Here is a 213-nt window from a genome sequence, read left to right as displayed (position 1 = left end):
AATGGTTTTACACCGATGCAGCATATTCATTACATGAACTGATTCTACTTATCGCCTCCGCTAAAAATAGAGGAATTACCATTTCAGGCTTCGCGAAGTATGTCGCTGCCTTTTGGAGGATAGCCAGTTCCTCAGCTTGTTCCGCCAGCTGTCGCTTTAACCGGACATTTTTTGCGGCCACCTCACTTTCACGTTCTGAAGAGGTCATTTGTT

General features: G+C 45.1%; 1 pseudogene. It reads right to left on the bottom strand.

What is annotated here, in order from left to right:
* Positions 1 to 86 precede the first annotated feature (86 nt).
* Positions 87 to 213, bottom strand: a pseudogene (locus OGV71_RS25535) (IS3 family transposase); the annotation flags it as partial.

It is taken from the genome of Citrobacter sp. Cf088 (assembly GCF_030334295.1).
GTDB classification, from domain to species: Bacteria; Pseudomonadota; Gammaproteobacteria; order Enterobacterales; family Enterobacteriaceae; genus Citrobacter; species Citrobacter freundii.
The sequence above is the reverse complement of the archived record's forward strand: the minus strand, read 5'-3'. Positions and strand labels throughout refer to the sequence as shown.